Annotated in this window: 14 protein-coding genes; 5 read left to right on the top strand and 9 right to left on the bottom strand. The window is 60.1% G+C overall.

Annotation, left to right across the window (positions count from 1 at the left end):
* Window positions 1-26 precede the first annotated feature (26 nt).
* Window positions 27-620 carry a transcriptional regulator BetI gene (betI, locus tag QZR30_RS06420; protein ID WP_043046178.1) on the bottom strand — a complete coding sequence of 198 codons (594 nt, stop codon included), beginning with the start codon at window positions 618-620 and terminating at the stop codon, window positions 27-29.
* A gap of 388 nt (window positions 621-1,008) precedes the next feature.
* On the opposite strand from betI, the gene QZR30_RS06425 reads away from it, so the two are divergent.
* Window positions 1,009-2,943 carry a BCCT family transporter gene (locus tag QZR30_RS06425; RefSeq protein WP_233518734.1) on the top strand — a complete coding sequence of 645 codons (1,935 nt, stop codon included), beginning with the start codon at window positions 1,009-1,011 and terminating at the stop codon, window positions 2,941-2,943.
* Window positions 2,944-3,112: 169 nt separating this feature from the next.
* Here the strand turns inward: QZR30_RS06425 and choV are convergent, their stop codons facing one another.
* From choV to QZR30_RS06440, 3 genes are all read right to left on the bottom strand, one after another.
* Complete coding sequence (gene choV / locus QZR30_RS06430; protein WP_034116165.1) at window positions 3,113-4,291, bottom strand: choline ABC transporter ATP-binding protein; 1,179 nt, start codon at window positions 4,289-4,291, stop codon at window positions 3,113-3,115.
* The gene (gene choW, locus QZR30_RS06435; protein WP_046069868.1) at window positions 4,288-5,133 is read right to left on the bottom strand and encodes a choline ABC transporter permease subunit; all 846 of its coding nucleotides are present in this window, start codon (window positions 5,131-5,133) and stop codon (window positions 4,288-4,290) included. Before choW ends, choV begins: the two co-directional genes overlap by 4 nt.
* A 66-nt stretch (window positions 5,134-5,199) precedes the next feature.
* Window positions 5,200-6,147 (bottom strand): choline ABC transporter substrate-binding protein, encoded by a 948-nt coding sequence (locus QZR30_RS06440; protein ID WP_046069867.1) that lies wholly within the window; start codon window positions 6,145-6,147, stop codon window positions 5,200-5,202.
* 415 nt (window positions 6,148-6,562) lie between these two features.
* Here QZR30_RS06440 and QZR30_RS06445 point away from each other — a divergent pair, with 415 nt between their 5' ends.
* A complete protein-coding gene (locus QZR30_RS06445; protein WP_056846928.1) occupies window positions 6,563-7,939 on the top strand; it encodes an L-serine ammonia-lyase in 1,377 nt (458 codons plus the stop codon).
* Window positions 7,940-8,439: 500 nt separating this feature from the next.
* Complete coding sequence (locus QZR30_RS06450; protein WP_043046168.1) at window positions 8,440-9,543, top strand: GlxA family transcriptional regulator; 1,104 nt, start codon at window positions 8,440-8,442, stop codon at window positions 9,541-9,543.
* Between the two features lie 88 nt (window positions 9,544-9,631).
* On the opposite strand, the gene QZR30_RS06455 is transcribed toward QZR30_RS06450, so the two are convergent.
* The 5 genes from QZR30_RS06455 to QZR30_RS06475 form a co-directional block, all read right to left on the bottom strand.
* Window positions 9,632-9,895 carry a hypothetical protein gene (locus QZR30_RS06455; protein ID WP_046069865.1) on the bottom strand — a complete coding sequence of 88 codons (264 nt, stop codon included), beginning with the start codon at window positions 9,893-9,895 and terminating at the stop codon, window positions 9,632-9,634.
* Window positions 9,896-10,147: 252 nt separating this feature from the next.
* A complete protein-coding gene (locus QZR30_RS06460) occupies window positions 10,148-10,624 on the bottom strand; it encodes a thioesterase family protein (protein WP_311903068.1) in 477 nt (158 codons plus the stop codon).
* 14 nt (window positions 10,625-10,638) lie between these two features.
* The gene (locus QZR30_RS06465) at window positions 10,639-11,604 is read right to left on the bottom strand and encodes an L-carnitine dehydrogenase (RefSeq protein WP_046069863.1); all 966 of its coding nucleotides are present in this window, start codon (window positions 11,602-11,604) and stop codon (window positions 10,639-10,641) included.
* Window positions 11,605-11,684: 80 nt separating this feature from the next.
* Complete coding sequence (locus QZR30_RS06470) at window positions 11,685-12,572, bottom strand: 3-keto-5-aminohexanoate cleavage protein (protein WP_046069862.1); 888 nt, start codon at window positions 12,570-12,572, stop codon at window positions 11,685-11,687.
* Window positions 12,573-12,645: 73 nt separating this feature from the next.
* Entirely contained in the window at window positions 12,646-13,590 is a 945-nt protein-coding gene (locus QZR30_RS06475; RefSeq protein WP_068965632.1) for a choline ABC transporter substrate-binding protein, read from the bottom strand.
* A gap of 194 nt (window positions 13,591-13,784) precedes the next feature.
* On the opposite strand from QZR30_RS06475, the gene QZR30_RS06480 reads away from it, so the two are divergent.
* Window positions 13,785-14,729 carry a GlxA family transcriptional regulator gene (locus tag QZR30_RS06480; protein ID WP_046069860.1) on the top strand — a complete coding sequence of 315 codons (945 nt, stop codon included), beginning with the start codon at window positions 13,785-13,787 and terminating at the stop codon, window positions 14,727-14,729.
* 68 nt (window positions 14,730-14,797) lie between these two features.
* On the top strand, window positions 14,798-15,976 hold the full coding sequence (locus QZR30_RS06485; protein WP_059396620.1) for an AAA family ATPase: 1,179 nt from the start codon (window positions 14,798-14,800) through the stop codon (window positions 15,974-15,976).
* The last annotated feature ends 153 nt before the right edge of the window (window positions 15,977-16,129 follow it).

Here is a 16,129-nt window from a genome sequence, read left to right on the forward strand (position 1 = left end):
TCAGGGGTTGAGCGTTTATAAGGGCTCTAACTCACCTGCTTGGCCAATTGGAAATCCATGTATTCGTAAGCGATCCGTTGCGCCTGCTCCGTGTCGAAAGCGTCTCCCGACAGAGCGCCGCGCAACCATAAACCGTCGATCAACGCCGCCAGGCCGCGGGCTGCGCTGCGAGCCTCGGACAACGGCATCGCACGGCGGAACTGGCAGCACAGGTTGGAATACAGGCGGTGATCGTTGATCCGCTGCAACCTGTGCAATGACGGGTGATGCATGCTGGTGGCCCAGAAGGCCAGCCAGGTTTTCATTGCCGGGCCGTTGACCTGGCTGGCGTCGAAGTTGCCTTCGATGATCACCTGAAGGTGGGCCCGTGGGCTGTCATCCTTCAAGGCGCGCCGGCGTTCCTGGACGTTCTCGATCAGCGCATTCATCAGATAACGCATGGTCGCTGCGATCAGGCCGTTCTTGTCCTGAAAGTAGTGACTGATGATGCCGTTCGAGACGCCGGCCAGACGCGCAATCAGCGCAATGCTGGCATCTCCCATCCCGACCTGATCGATGGCCGTCAATGTGGCTTCGATCAACTGCTGGCGGCGTATGGGTTGCATACCGACCTTGGGCATGTAGCACCTCTCCTTAGGCCTGCCGATGGGCGAAGAACGTCCGTCGGCTTGAGGGCCAGTCTATTTTGTTTTGATTGAACGTTCAATCAACAAAGAATAAGATCTGCGACAAATGGTCGCTACCTACAGATGTTTCCTACCTGCTGGCCGCAACCGCTGACACCTGCAAAACCCTTGAAACAGGCCATATCAGAGCCTGATCACCGCCTCGGCGGCTCAAGAATTTTCGGGGTGTCTTTATAACACCCGTCCGTCGACTGCCGAAAAATCGATGTCCCGGGATAACCGCTGCCTTGTGTTTCTCTCTCGCACTGCCTGGAGCATCTGCGCCATGAGTTCTGCCTCTCTTATAAAGACCCCGCCGGAACAGGTCCGGGTCAACGGTTGGGTGTTCTACACCTCCACCGCGCTGATTCTGTTATTGACCGCCATCCTGATCATCGCCCCGCAGGAGGCCGGGCGCATGCTCGGCGTCGCCCAGGCCTGGCTTTCCAAAAGCTTTGGCTGGTACTACATGGTGGTCATCGCCGCCTACCTGGTGTTTGTGGTCGGCCTGGCGTTTTCGTCCTACGGAAAATTGAAACTGGGTAGTAAAGACGACACCCCGGACTTCAGTTACGGCGCCTGGGCGGGCATGTTGTTCTCGTCGGGCATCGGTATTTCGCTGTTGTATTTCGGTGCGTCCGAGCCGTTGGATCATTACTTCAACCCGCCCGAGGGCGCTGCGGCCAGTAATGGTGCGGCCCGCCAGGCGCTGCAACTGACCTTCCTGCACTGGGGCCTGCACGGCTGGGCGATCTATGCACTGGTCGGCCTGGCCGTAGCGTACTTTGCCTACCGTCACAATCAGCCGCTGGCCTTGCGTTCGGCGCTGTACCCACTGGTGGGCGAGCGTTGGGTGAAGGGCGCGGCGGGCCACGCGGTAGACGGTTTTGGTATGTTCGTGACCCTGCTGGGCCTGGTGACCAACCTGGGGATCGGCTCGATGCAGGTGTCCTCGGGGCTGGAAAACCTGTTCGGCATGGAGCACAGCAATACCAACCTGTTGATCGTGATCATCGTGATGAGCACCGTGGCGACCATCGCCGCTGTGTCGGGTGTGGAAAACGGCATTCGCCGTCTGTCCAACCTGAACATCGTGCTGTTCAGCGGCTTGCTGATCTTCGTGCTGCTGTTCGGCCCGACCCTGCACCTGCTCAACGGCTTGGTGCAGAACACCGGCGATTACCTCAACGGTATCATCCTGAAAACCTTCGACCTCTATGTGTATGAAGGCGACGGTGCCAAGACCGAACGCTGGATGGGCCTGTGGACCCTGTTCTACTGGGCCTGGTGGATTTCCTGGGCGCCATTCGTGGGCATGTTCATCGCACGTATTTCCCGTGGTCGTACCGTGCGTGAGCTGGTGGCCGGCGTCTTGCTGATCCCGCTGGGCTTTACTCTGGCATGGCTGTCGATCTTCGGTAACTCGGCGCTGGACCTGGTGTTGAACCATGGTGCCGTGGAGTTGGGCAAGACGGCGCTGGAACAACCGTCCATGGCCATCTACCAACTGCTTGAGCATTACCCGGCGTCGAAAGTCGTCATCGGCGTATCGATCTTCGTAGGCTTTGTACTGTTCCTGACCCCGGCGGATTCCGGCGCGGTGATGATGGCCAACCTGTCCTGCAAAGGCGGCAATGTGGATGAAGATGCGCCGCACTGGTTGCGGATCTTCTGGTCGGTGGTGATCACCCTGGTGACCATCGGCCTGCTGTTTGCCGGTAACTTCGAAGCCATGCAAACCATGGTCGTGCTGGCGGGGCTGCCGTTTTCGGTGGTGCTGATCCTGTTTATGTTCGGTTTGCACAAGGCCATGCGCCAGGATGTGGCGACAGAACTGGAACAGGCGCAACTGGCTGAGCGTGGCCGCCGTGGTTTCAGCGAGCGCTTGACCGCCCTGGACCTGCAACCGAGCCAGGCCACCGTGCAGCGCTTTATGGACAAGCACGTAACGCCGGCGCTGGAAGAAGCGGCGGTTGCGCTGCGTGAGCAAGGCTTGGAGGTGCAGACCTTGCTGGGCAAATCCAAGCGCTGCATCGGCGTGCGTATCGAGATGCAAGAGGGCAACCCGTTTGTCTACGAGGTGAGCCTGGATGGTTACTCGGCGGCGCCGGCTGACCTGCCTGAAGAAGAACGCACCCGTTACTACCGTGCCGAGGTGTACCTGCATAATGGGCCGCAGGAATATGACCTGATGGGCTTCACCCAGGAACAGATTACCCGGGATGTGCTCGATCAGTTCGAAAGCCATCGGCAGCTCCTTGGCCGGGTCTATAGCTGATAGTTGAAAGCCAGTGGTGTCCTTGCTGACACCACTGGGTCCAAATGTGGGAGGGGGCTTGCCCCCGATTGCAGTGTGTCAGTCAGTACATCTGTTACTGATACACCGCTATCGGGGGCAAGCCCCCTCCTACATTGACCCAGTTTCTTCAGTTGTTTTGCAGTGTTTGTCAGCCCAGGTTTTTGCCCAGGAGGGCGTGATAGAGCTCACTGTCGCCCAGGATCCCCACCACCTTGTTGTTGTCATGCAACACCAGCTTGTTCCCCGTCTGGTAGCGAATCTGTAACGCATCGCGCATACCGATGTTGGAGTCCACCAGCGTCGGCACCCGGCCCAGACCTTCCACCGCTTGCCCTGGCGCCCAGTTCTGCAAATTCATCACCACGCCGTTCTGGCGTGCGCCCTGAATGGTGTTGCCTTCAGCCAGGTCCAGCCATGAATCGCCGCCCGGATCCAGGCACACCGAACCATTGACCCGCGTGCAGTTATCCAGCGTGCGCATCAGGCTGCGCCCGCACAGTACGTTCAGCGGGTTGGTGTGGGCGACGAAGGTGCGCACATAGTCGTCCGCCGGGTTCAGCACGATTTCTTCCGGCACGCTGTACTGGATGATCTTGCCGTCTTTCATGATCGCGATCCGGCTGCCGAGCTTGAGCGCTTCATCGAGGTCGTGGCTGACGAACACAATGGTCTTGCTCAGCTTGCGTTGCAGTTCCAGCAGTTCATCTTGCAGACCCTGGCGAATCAGTGGGTCGAGGGCCGAGAAGGGTTCGTCCATCAGCAGGATATCGGCGTCCATCGCCAACGCGCGGGCCAGGCCGACACGCTGCTGCATGCCGCCGGACAGCTCATCGGGCTTCTTGTTGCGCCATTGGCTCAAGCCCACCAGTTCGAGCTTTTCATCCACCAGGGTGCGTCGTTCTTTTTCCGGGCGACCCTGCATTTCCAGGCCGAAGCTGATGTTCTCGCGCACCGTCAGCCAGGGCATCAGGGCGAACTTCTGGAACACCATGGCGATGCGCTTGGTGCGCATCATTTTCAGCTCGGCCGGGGTGCAGGAGGCGATGTCGATCTGGCGTCCCTCATGCTCCACAAACAGTTGGCCACGGCTCACGGTGTTGAGGCCGTTGATGCAGCGCAGCAGGCTCGACTTGCCGGAGCCCGACAGGCCCATCAGCACACAGATCTCGCCTTTCTCGATATCCAGGCTGGCGTTTTCGACACCGACAATCTGCCCGGTCTTTTTCAGGATTTCGTTACGGCTCATGCCCTGGTCCAGCAGCTTGAGCGCCTCGCGTGGGTCTTTGGAGAAGATCACGTCGACTTTGTCGAATCGGATAATGCTCATGCATCACCCCCTACTTTAGCGTCGGGTTGTTTGCAGATACGGTCGAGCATGATGGCGAGCAGCACGATGGCCAGGCCCGCTTCAAAGCCCAGGGCGATATCGGCTGTGTTGAGTGCATTGACCACCGGCTTGCCGAGGCCGTCGGCACCCACCAGTGCGGCAATTACCACCATCGACAACGACAGCATGATGCATTGGGTAATGCCGGCGGCGATGCTCGGCATGGCGTGGGGCAGTTCAATACGCGAGAGCAGCTGGCGGCGCGAGCAGCCAAAGGCCTTGCCGGCGTCCATCAGCTCTTGCGGTACATCGCGGATACCCAGGTAGGTCAGGCGGATCGGCGCGGCAATCGCGAACACCACCGTGGAAATCAGCCCAGGCACCACACCCAGCCCGAAGAGGGTCAGGGTAGGGATGAGGTAGACGAAGGTCGGTACGGTCTGCATCAGATCGAGTACCGGCCGCATCATGGTGTAGAACATCGGCTTGTGCGCGGCAACAATGCCCAGCGGCACACCGATGACCACGCAGACCAGGGTGGCGAACAGCACCTGGGCGAGGGTTTCCATGGTTTCCTGCCAGTACCCAAGGTTCAGGATCAGCAGGAAGGAGGCGATGACGAAGACCGTCAGGCCCCATTTACGTTGGATAAAGTGAGCCAGCAGCGCAATCAGACCGATCAATGCCAGCGGATTGAACCAGGTCAGCGCAAACGTCACGCCGTGGATCATCGTTTCCAGTGTCGATGCGATTGCATCGAAGTAGTTGGCACCGTTCTGGGTCAACCATTCGACGAAGGCAGCGATGTACTGGCCTAGTGGGATTTTCTGTTCAGTCAGCATGGTAGTGAATGTCCACATGCGAAGGGGGGAAACATCCCGGACCGGCTTAACGGCCCGGGATAGTGGTTACTTGTCCAGGTAGGCTTTGACGGCCTCCAGCCCTGGTTTGCCATCGACGGTGTTGACGCCTGCAAGCCAGGTGTCGAGCACTTGGGGGTTCTTTTTCAGCCACGCCTTGGCGGCGGCGTCGGGCTTCATTTTGTCGTCCAGCACATTGCCCATCAGCGTGCTTTCCATGTTCAGGGTGAACACCAGGTTCTTCAGCAACTGGCCGACGTTGCTGCATTCCTGGGTGTAGCCCTTGCGGGTATTGGTGTAGATGGTGGCCTGGCCGTAGTTGGGGCCGAACGAGTCGTCCCCTCCGGTCAGGTACTTCATCTTGAAGCGGGTGTTCATCGGGTGCGGTTCCCAGCCGAGGAACACGATGGCCTGGTTGCGCTTGGAGGCGCGTTCGACCTGGGAGAGCATGCCGGCTTCGCTGGACTCGACCACTTTGAACCCTGCGGTCTTGAGACCGAAGGCGTCTTTGTCGATAAGGGTCTGGATAGTGCGGTTGCCGTCGTTACCCGGCTCGATCCCGTAGATCTTGCCGCCCAGCTCGTCCTTGAATTTGGCAATGTCGGCGAAGTCTTTCAGGCCTTTGTCGTACAGCGCCTCGGGCACCGCCAGGGTGTACTTGGCGTTCTCCAGGTTGGCGCGTACGGTTTCCACGGTGCCGGCATCACGATACTGCTTGATGTCGTTTTCCATGGTCGGCATCCAGTTGCCGAGGAAGATATCCATGTTCTTGCCGTCGGCCAGGGACTTGTAGGTCACTGGTACCGAAATCATCGTGGTGCGCGGCTTGTAGCCCAGGCCCTTGAGGATTTCGCTGGTGGTCGCGGTAGTGACGGTGATGTCGGTCCAGCCGACATCGGAGAAGTTGACGGTCTTGCACTGTTCCGGTTCTGCAGCGTTTGCCAGGGCTGGCAGACTCAACATGGCGGCCAACAACAACGAGGGTGAAGCTTTCATAAGGCTAGACTCCTGTGTTTTTTCTGGCGGCATTTGCCGCGCTTTATAAGTGTTGCGGTTGGAGCGTGCGACAACAGCTCTGGCACGGTGCCTTGCAAACGAGTCGGAACTGATCATGTACCAGTGAAAATCTGACGCCTACAGGGGGCGTCGTATCCAGTACAGGGAGGGTCGCATCCAGTACCGATGACGTCGCTTACAGGTTTTTCCGAAGGTGAAACCGCTGTTTTTACCCCTCTGCACCGCAAAAAACGGCCGAAACAGGCGTTCGCACGCGAGCGACGCTGGTGAGCATGGATGCGTCGGTGTGAGACGCCGTGAGCGGCGACAAAAGCTTGATGATGCCGCCATCTGGGCGATCTGAGCGTAGCACCTCGTTCAAGCCTGGCCGTGCTTATCGAGGAGTTCTACCGCAATGGCTATCAGTGTTTTCGACCTGTTCAAGATCGGCATCGGGCCTTCGAGTTCTCACACCGTCGGCCCCATGCGCGCCGCGGCGTTGTTCGTCCAGGCGTTGCGTGAACGTGACGTGTTGGAACAGGTGCGGCGCGTCGAAGTTCAGCTCTACGGCTCGCTGTCGGCCACCGGCATCGGCCATGGCAGCGACACCGCAACCATCATGGGCCTGATGGGCGAGTGGCCCGACGCAATCGACCCATCACAGATCGGCGTGCGCATCCACACCCTGCGCGAAACCGACACTCTGCTGCTCGACGGTCGCCTGCCGGTGCCTTTCGTATGGGCGCGGGACATGCGCCTGCTCGACGAAAACCTGCCGTTTCATCCCAATGCCATGACCCTGGTGGTATGGGGCGATGATGGCGAACTGCACCGTGATACCTACTATTCGGTCGGCGGGGGGTTTGTGGTGGATGAGGCCCAGGCCCAGAGCGGAGTGGCGGACATGGATCGCACCGAACTGCCCTACGATTTCTCCAGCGCAGTGGAGCTGTTGCAGCTGTGCAAGACCCATAACCTGCGCGTCGCCGAGCTGATGCTGGCAAATGAAAAAACCTGGCGCTCCGAAGAGGAAATCCGCAGTGGCCTGATGAAGCTCTGGCGCGCCATGCAGGATTGCGTGGAGCAGGGCCTCAAGCACGAAGGCATCCTGCCCGGCGGCTTGAACGTGCGCCGCCGCGCGGCCAAGTTGCACCGCAGCTTGCAGGAACTGGGCAAACCCAATGTTATCGGCTCGACTTTGAGCGCCATGGAATGGGTGAACCTGTTCGCCTTGGCGGTCAACGAAGAGAACGCTGCCGGCGGGCGCATGGTCACGGCACCGACCAATGGTGCGGCGGGGATCATTCCGGCGGTGCTGCATTACTTCATGAAATTCAGTGAGGAAGTCACCGAAGCCAACGTGGTCGACTATATGCTCGGCGCCGCAGCGGTGGGCATTCTGTGCAAGAAGAACGCCTCGATCTCCGGGGCTGAAGTTGGCTGCCAGGGCGAGGTCGGTTCAGCCTGCGCCATGGCCGCGGCCGGCTTGGCCGAGATTCTTGGCGCCACGCCGGAGCAGGTGTGCAACGCTGCTGAAATTGGCCTGGAACACAACCTCGGCCTGACCTGCGACCCGGTGGGTGGGCTGGTGCAGGTGCCGTGCATCGAGCGCAATGCAATTGCGGCGGTCAAGGCAATCAACGCGGCGCAAATGGCCCTGCGTGGCGACGGCCAGCACTTTATCTCGCTGGACCGGGTGATCCGCACCATGCGCGATACCGGCGCGGATATGCATGACAAGTACAAAGAGACTTCGCGGGGCGGGTTGGCAGTGAGTGCTGTCGAGTGTTGAGACCGAGTCGCCTGCATCGGGGGCAAGCCCCCTCCCACATTTTTGACCACATTCTCATGTTGGAACTCGGTCAAGTGTGGGAGGGGGCTTGCTCCCGATAGCGGTGGTCCGGTCAACACTGCTCATAAAGTGAACACCCGAGCCAAAAACGCCACCTTTTAGCGCGTCGCAAATAGATAAGTAGCTTCCGAACTATTCCTACACGATCACCGGAGCAATGTGCTTTGGGTGACAGACTTCTCCTACGCTCGCAAAGCGCCTTCCCACAAGTGCTACCGATCTGCTCACACCCCTTGAACATCACTCGTTATGCGACCTGCCGGGCACTCCAGGCGCGAGCTTATATAGACGCGTCAACAGGTCGTTTTCAGGAGTTATTGAATAGCCATCCAATTTAGGCATGGCATTTGCTCTATCAAAGCGTCGCCTTCCTGAGGACGACCGCCATAACAAGAGCCTCGCCTGAGGCCAACACCCGCTTTGTGTGAGGAGATACCGCGATGACGTCGTTCAACTCCGGGGCCCAACCCCAGAACCGTGCGCCTCAATCCATCGGCTTTTTGCTGCTGGACAATTTCACGCTGATTTCTCTGGCTTCGGCAGTGGAACCGCTGCGCATGGCCAACCAGTTGTCCGGGCGCGAGCTGTATCGCTGGACGACCCTGAGCGTCGACGGCAACCAGGTATGGGCCAGCGATGGCCTGCAGATCACCCCCGATGCCTCCATGCATAAAGCGCCGGCCCTGGACATTGTCATCGTGTGCGGCGGCGTGGGTATCCAACGCACCGTCACTCGTGAACATGTGTCGTGGCTGCAAAGCCAGGCGCGCCAGTCCCGACGTCTCGGCGCGGTGTGTACCGGCAGCTGGGCGCTGGCTTGCGCGGGTTTGCTCGACGGTTTTGATTGCAGTGTGCACTGGGAATGCCTGGCGTCGATGCAGGAAGCCTTCCCGCGGGTGTCCATGAGCACACGCCTGTTCACCCTCGACCGCAACCGCTTCACCAGCTCCGGTGGCACCGCGCCGCTGGACATGATGCTGCACCTGATCAGCCGCGACCACGGGCGTGAATTGTCGGCGGCTATCTCCGAGATGTTTGTGTACGAGCGCATCCGCAACGAACAGGATCACCAGCGCGTGCCACTCAAGCACATGCTCGGCACCAACCAGCCGAAGCTGCAGGAAATCGTCGCGCTGATGGAAGCCAACCTGGAAGAGCCGATCGACCTGGATGAACTGGCGGTATATGTCGCCGTGTCGCGTCGACAGTTGGAGCGGCTGTTCCAGAAATACCTGCATTGTTCGCCATCGCGCTACTACCTCAAGCTGCGCCTGATCCGCGCGCGGCAATTGCTCAAGCAAACGCCGATGTCGATCATCGAAGTGGCGTCGGTGTGCGGGTTTGTCTCCACGCCGCACTTCTCCAAGTGCTACCGCGAATACTTCGGCATACCGCCGCGGGATGAGCGCGTCGGCTCCAATACCACCCAGCAGGTGGCGATGATGCCGATTCCCCAGGCGTTGGTGCTATCACCGTTGTCGGGGCCGATGTCGGCGTTGAGCCAGGCCAGGAATGAATCGACGTTTGCCAGTGTAAGGCTTTAAACCGGGTCGCCTGCATCGGGGGCAAGCCCCCTCCCACAGGGGAATGCATTCCAAAGGTGGGAGGGGGCTTGCCCCCGATAGCGATCTGTCAGACGCCTGAGTTCTGTTTGAACTGCATCAAAGCCGGCAACAACTGCTTGTCGATCGCCTGCCTTACCGCCGGCAAAATCGTCGCACTGCCGCTGTACATCTTTTCAACCATGCCCTTGAGCGCCTTGGCTCGCGCCTCGCTCAAACCGCGCACCGCACACTCGCAAGCCTGCTCGGCGGTGGTACCGCTGGACACTTCAAAACCCAGCGAGCGTAGTTGGCTCAGCAGGTCATCCTGGTCAATCAAATCCGCGTGCATCATGACGTTCATCCTGGTGTAGGGAGCGGGAGCTGACTTGGATTCTGGTAGGGCCCCGGCCGGTCGGCAAGGGCAGAATCAACGAATGGCTCGGATGGCTATGAACAGGTCGTTTTCGGGTCACTCACCTTGAGAAGGATTCGGCACACTCAATCCCAGGCACGCAGCTTGACGGTTTGGTCACCCTCGGGATGCACGGCTCACACAAGGCACTCTGCCCCGATCCAGTCACGGCTGGACCGGGGCTTTTTTTGCTCAGTTCTTGACCGGCAAACCGATGACGCGGCCGAGGAGTGCAGGTTTTGGCAGCTCGGCCTGTTCGGTGCTGATGGCGGCGAGTTTTTCCAGCGTGGCCGCAGTGAACGGCGTCGCCTGCGGGCCGGCGAGGTCAACGTGCAGCAACATCTGTTCGTTACCTGCCAGCTCGCGGTCTTCGCCCACTCGATACAGGCTGTGGTAGAGGTGCAGGCGCTTGGCGTCGTGGGCGATCAGTTGGGTGCGCACCTCCACCTCGGCGTCGAGTTTCACTTCGTGCAGGTAGTTCAGGTGCAGCTCCAGGGTGAACAGCGAGTGGCCGCTGGCGTCCCGGTTGTCGCTGTCCAGGCCCAGGGTGTCCATCAGCGCGTCGGTGGCGTAGCTGAAAATCAGCAGGTAGAACGCGTCGCGTAGGTGGCCGTTGTAGTCGACCCAATCTGCAAGGACTTGGGTGGTATAGGTGGTCAATGCGGGCATTTATTAGGGTCCTGTTATTCGGCGAAGGTCATGCCGTGCTTGGCCTTGGTGGTTCTCACCGCCTCCAGCACCGCCAGCAGGCAATCATCACGATAGCGCTCCAGCGCCGAAATGCTGTGGCTGCCCAATTGGTCACGGGTGCCATCGACCACATCATCGATCAATTTGTCGGTCAGTTCAGGCGCTGGTAGATAAGTCCACGGCAACTGCAACGCCGGCCCGAACTGCGCCATGAAGTGGCGCATGCCGGCATCGCCGCCCGCCAGGGTGTAGGTGAGGAAGGTGCCCATGAACGACCAGCGCAAGCCGGCACCAAAGCGAATCGCGTCATCGATTTCGCCGGTGGTCGCCACGCCGTCATTGACCAGGTGCAGCGCCTCGCGCCACAGCGCTTCGAGCAGGCGGTCAGCAATAAACCCGGGCACCTCCTTGCGCACATGCAGCGGGCGCATGCCGAGGGCTTCATACACCTTGATTGCAGCCTGGATCGCTTCGGGGGCGGTGTTTTTGCCGCCGACCACTTCCACCAGTGGCAGCAGGTAGACCGGGTTGAACGGGTGGCCGACGACGCAGCGTTCCGGGTGTGTGGAACCTTCGTAGAACTCACTCGGCAACAGCCCGGACGTGCTCGAACCGATCAGTGCATCAGGCTTGGCCGCCGCGCTGATCTGGCTGTGTAACTGCAGCTTCAGCTCCAGGCGTTCCGGAGCGCTTTCCTGGATGAAATCGGCGTCTTTGACGCATTCTTCGATGGTGCTCACAAAGCGCAGACGGTCTTGAGATGCACCAGGCGCCAATCCTTGTTGCTCAAGGGCTCCCCAGGCGTTGGCGACGCGTTTGCGCAAGGCAATCTCGGCTCCGGGCGCCGGGTCCCAGGCCACTACGTCCAGGCCGTGGGCCAGGGCGCGGGATACCCAGCCGCTGCCGATTACACCGCTGCCCAGGGCAGCGAAGGTTTTGATTTCAGTAATAAAGCTCATTGGCGAATTTCCTGAAGTATTCAAGGTTCTGTTTTGGAATCAGCTCAATGTGGAAGGGAGCAAGCCCCCTCCCACATTTCTTAACCGCGTTTGGTCAGGCCCATCTTGATTCGGCCCTCGGCCGGGGTCATGACCCGTGCCCCCAGCTTGCTGAGGATTTCGCTGGCGCGTTCCACCAATTGACCATTGGTGGCGAGTACGCCTTTGTCCAGCCACAGGTTGTCTTCCAGGCCGACCCGTACGTTGCCGCCCAGCAGCACCGCTTGAGCGGCCATCGGCATCTGCATGCGGCCAATCCCGAAGCCGGCCCACACCGCGTCGGCGGGCAGGTTGTCGACCATTGCTTTCATGGTGGTGGTGTCGGCCGGCGCGCCCCAGGGGATGCCCAGGCACAGTTGGAACAGCGGGTTATCGAGCAGGCCTTCCTTGATCATCTGCTTGGCAAACCACAGGTGGCCGGTGTCGAAGATTTCCAGTTCGGCCTTTACGCCCAGCGCCTGGATACGCTTGGCACCGGCCCGCAATTGCGCCGGGGTGGACACGTAAATGGTGTCGCCGTCGCCGAAATTGAGCGTGCCGCAGTCCAGGGTGCAGATCTCCGGCAGCAGTTCCTCCACATGGGCCAGGCGGGTCAACGGGCCGACCAGGTCGGTGTTGGGGCCGAATTCCATCGGGTTCTCGTCGCTACCAATTTCCAGGTCGCCACCCATGCCGGCGGTGAGGTTGACGATGATGTCGATGTCGGCCTCACGGATGCGCTGCATCACTTCGCGGTACAGCGCCACGTCGCGACTGAACTTGCCGGTTTGCGGATCGCGTACATGGCAATGCACCACGGTGGCGCCGGCCTTGGCGGCTTCTACTGCAGCAGCGGCGATTTGTTTGGGCGTGACCGGCACGTGGGGGCTTCTGGCGGTCGTGTCGCCAGCACCGGTGAGTGCGCAGGTGATGATGACGTCGTGGTTCATGGGGTGGTTCCTTACGGGCGTGGTGGTGCCGTTCGCAGCCGTTACGGGCTGCGAAGCGGTGAGAAGAAATGGGTTATTTGCTGGTCAATTGCAGGTTGGTCGCAGCCGGCTTGCCGTCGAAGGTGGTCACGCCTTCCAGCCAGCGCGTCTGGTCCTGCGGGTGATCCTTGAGCCACTGCCGGGCGGATTCAATGGCGTCCTTGTGTTCCAGCAGCGGCTGCATCATCCGGCTCTCGTCGGCGGCGGTGAAGGTCAGGTTGGTCAGCAGTCTGTGCACGTTGGGGCACTGCTGGGCATAGGTCGGCGCGGTTACGGTCCAGACGGTGGCCTTGCCTTCGTTCGGGCCCAGGGCATCTTCGCTGCCGCTGAGGTAGGTCATCGCCACGTTGATGTTCATCGGGTGCGGCGCCCAACCGAAGAACACCACGGCTTCCTTGCGCCGCACGGCGCGGTCCACGGCGGCGAGCATGCCGGCCTCGCTGGACTCCACCAACTGGAACTTGCCCAGGCCGAACTGGTTCTTGGCGATCATCGCCTTGATCTGGGTGTTGGCGCCTGAGCCTGGCTCGATGCCGTAGATCTTGCCGCCCAGCTCTTTTTCGAACCTGGCGATGTCGGCAAAGGTTTTCAGCCCCTTGTCCGCCAGGTAGGTGGGCACCGCCAGGGTGGCGCGGGCGTCTTCCAGGCTGGGCTTGTCGAGGACCTTGACCTGCTTGGCATCGACGAACGGCGTGATGGTCCGGGTCATCAGCGGGTTCCAGTAGCCGAGGAACAGGTCCAGGCGCTGGTCGCGGATCCCGGCGAAGATGATTTGCTGGGAGGCGCTGGTTTGCTTGGTCTTGTAGCCGAGGCCGTCGAGCAGCACTTGAGTCATGGCGCTGGTGGCGATTACGTCGGTCCAGTTCACCACGCCCATGCGCACGTTCTGGCAAGAAGCGGCGTCCGCTGCCATGACGTGGGTACTCAAAATAGCGCTGGCGCTGAGTGCAAGCGCACAGCGGCTGATCAGTCGGTTCATGGTGGATCCCTCGGCAGGTCGTTATTGTGGGGTCCGGCGTCTTTGTGCGCCGTGACATCAAGTTACGCAGCTTGAGTGCCAACAAAACGCACGGCGGCGACCGACTCTTGCACTGCAGCGACCTGTGCTCTTGAATGGCTGGTTGAACTGGCGTATCACAGTGACCACGCTGCCCGTACTACGAGAGCGCCACCATGTCCCAGGATTTCTACTTCCTGCTGATGCCGGGTTTTTCGGCCATCGGCTTTATCTCTGCACTGGAACCGTTGCGGGTTGCCAACCGCTTTCGCGGCGAGCTGTACCGTTGGCATATATTGAGCGCCGATGGCGGCGCGGTGCTGGCGAGCAATGGCATGTCGGTCAACGCTGACGCCGCGCTGGAGCCGCTGAAAAAAGGCGCGACGTTATTGGTGGTGGCCGGCTTCGAACCTCTTCAGTTCGCCACTCCCATGCTGGAACACTGGCTGCGCCGTCTCGATCATGACGGCGTGACCCTCGGCGCCATCGACACTGGTGCCTGCGTGCTGGCCGGGGCCGGCCTGCTCGATGGTCACCGCCTGACCTTGCACTGGGAAGCCATCGACGCCTTCAAGGAGTCCTATCCACACCTGAGCGTGACCCAGGAACTCTTCGAAATCGACCGCCGCCGCATCACCTGCGCCGGTGGTACGGCGTCCATCGACCTGATGCTCGACCTGATCGCCCAGGCACACGGCCCGGAGTTGGCGATCCAGGTCTCGGAGCAATTCGTACTGGGGCGCATCCGCCCACGCAAAGACCACCAGCGCATGCAGATCGCCACGCGCTATGGCATCAACAACAAGAAGTTGGTGCAGGTGATTGGCGAGATGGAGCAACACACTGAACCGCCCCTGAGCACCCTGGCCCTGGCCGAGGCGATCAAGGTTACCCGGCGCCAGCTGGAACGGCTGTTTCGTCTGCACCTGAACGATACGCCGAGCAACTTCTACCTTGGCCTGCGCCTGGAGAAAGCCCGGAAACTGCTGCGCCAGAGCGGCATGAGTGTGCTGGAGGTGAGCATTGCGTGCGGGTTTGAGTCGCCGTCGTATTTCACCCGTAGCTATCGAGCCAGGTTTGCCAAGTGCCCGAGAGAGGATCGGCGACGGGAGGCGGTTTGACGGGCAATTATAGTTAATTATACTCTCGGCTATAATTTATAGTCCGTTTCATAATTGAGTATAAAACCATGTCCAAGCACAGCGGCTTTGTGTTCCGCCGCCCCACCTTGGCAAGCAGCATTGCCGATGGCCTGGTGGGGGCCGGTATTCAGGATTTCACTTCTGGCCTGTTTCTCGCGGCTCCGCGCCGTACGGGCAAAAGTACGTTTCTGCGTGAAGATCTCGTCCCGCAATGCCAGGCCCGTGGCTGGTTGGTTGTGTATGTCGACCTGTGGGCCGACAAGGAAAAAGATCCTGCAGACCTGATCGCCAGTGCTATCGCCGGTGCCTTGGTGCCCTTTGAAAAGGGTGTACGCAAGCTGGCGAAAAATATCGGTATCGAAAAACTCAGTTTTCTACGCACGTTGTCCTGGGATTTCACCACGCCGCAATTACCGGCCGGGGCGACGCTTACGCAAGCGCTGGAATTACTCCACAGCGCCGCCGAAAAAACCGTGGTGCTGGTGATCGATGAGGCGCAACACGCGCTGACCACTGAGGCTGGCCTTAACTCCATGTTCGCGCTCAAGGCCGCGCGGGATCAGCTCAATCAGGGCCGTGAAGGCGAGGGCAGTGGCTTGCACCTGGTGTTCACCGGCTCTAATCGCGACAAGCTCGCGCATTTGGTGCTGGGTAAAAGCCAACCGTTTTTCGGCTCCAGCATCACGCCGTTCCCCTTGCTGGGCAAGGAATTCACCCAGGCTTACACGACTCACCTCAACGCCCATCTGGCCAAGACCAACCAGTTCAAAGCGGCGGATATCGACGAAGCGTTTGAGTTGGTAGGCCGTCGTCCCGAGATGCTGCGCACCATCATTGGTGAAGTGGCGCTGGAACTGGGGGAGGCGAGCAACCTGGGCCAACTGTTGCACAGTCGCGCCGAACTGCTACGCGCCGGGGTGTGGACCGAATTCGAAAGCGCCTGGAACGCCCTGACCGTCCCGCAACGTGCCGTGTTGGAAGTGATGGTGGAGCGTTCACACGCCAATGAGCCATTTGCGCCATTCACTGACAGCACCCTTACGGCGGTCAGCAAGAAACTGGAGGCTATGGGCAGTGACGTGGTGCCGGGCACCCAGACCATCCAGGCGTGTATCGATGCCTTGCGCGACAAGGAGCTGGTGTGGAAGTCGAGCCGGGGGGGCTATGCCTTGGAGGACAAGTCGTTCGGTGATTGGCTACGGCATAAAAGTCGTACATCACACTAAGACAGCGTCAGACGTATCTTGTAAGGGTCGTCACAAAAGCTGTCGGAAGTTTCTTGTTTTTTGCCGTTAACTACGATCTATAGAAAGAGCCTGCTAACGTCCAAGGGTCTCCATGTTGCTTCTGGCCAAGTGCTTTGAAAATCAAAGCGCCTA

Source organism: Pseudomonas sp. rhizo25 (assembly GCF_031931935.1).
GTDB classification, from domain to species: Bacteria; Pseudomonadota; Gammaproteobacteria; order Pseudomonadales; family Pseudomonadaceae; genus Aquipseudomonas; species Aquipseudomonas synxantha.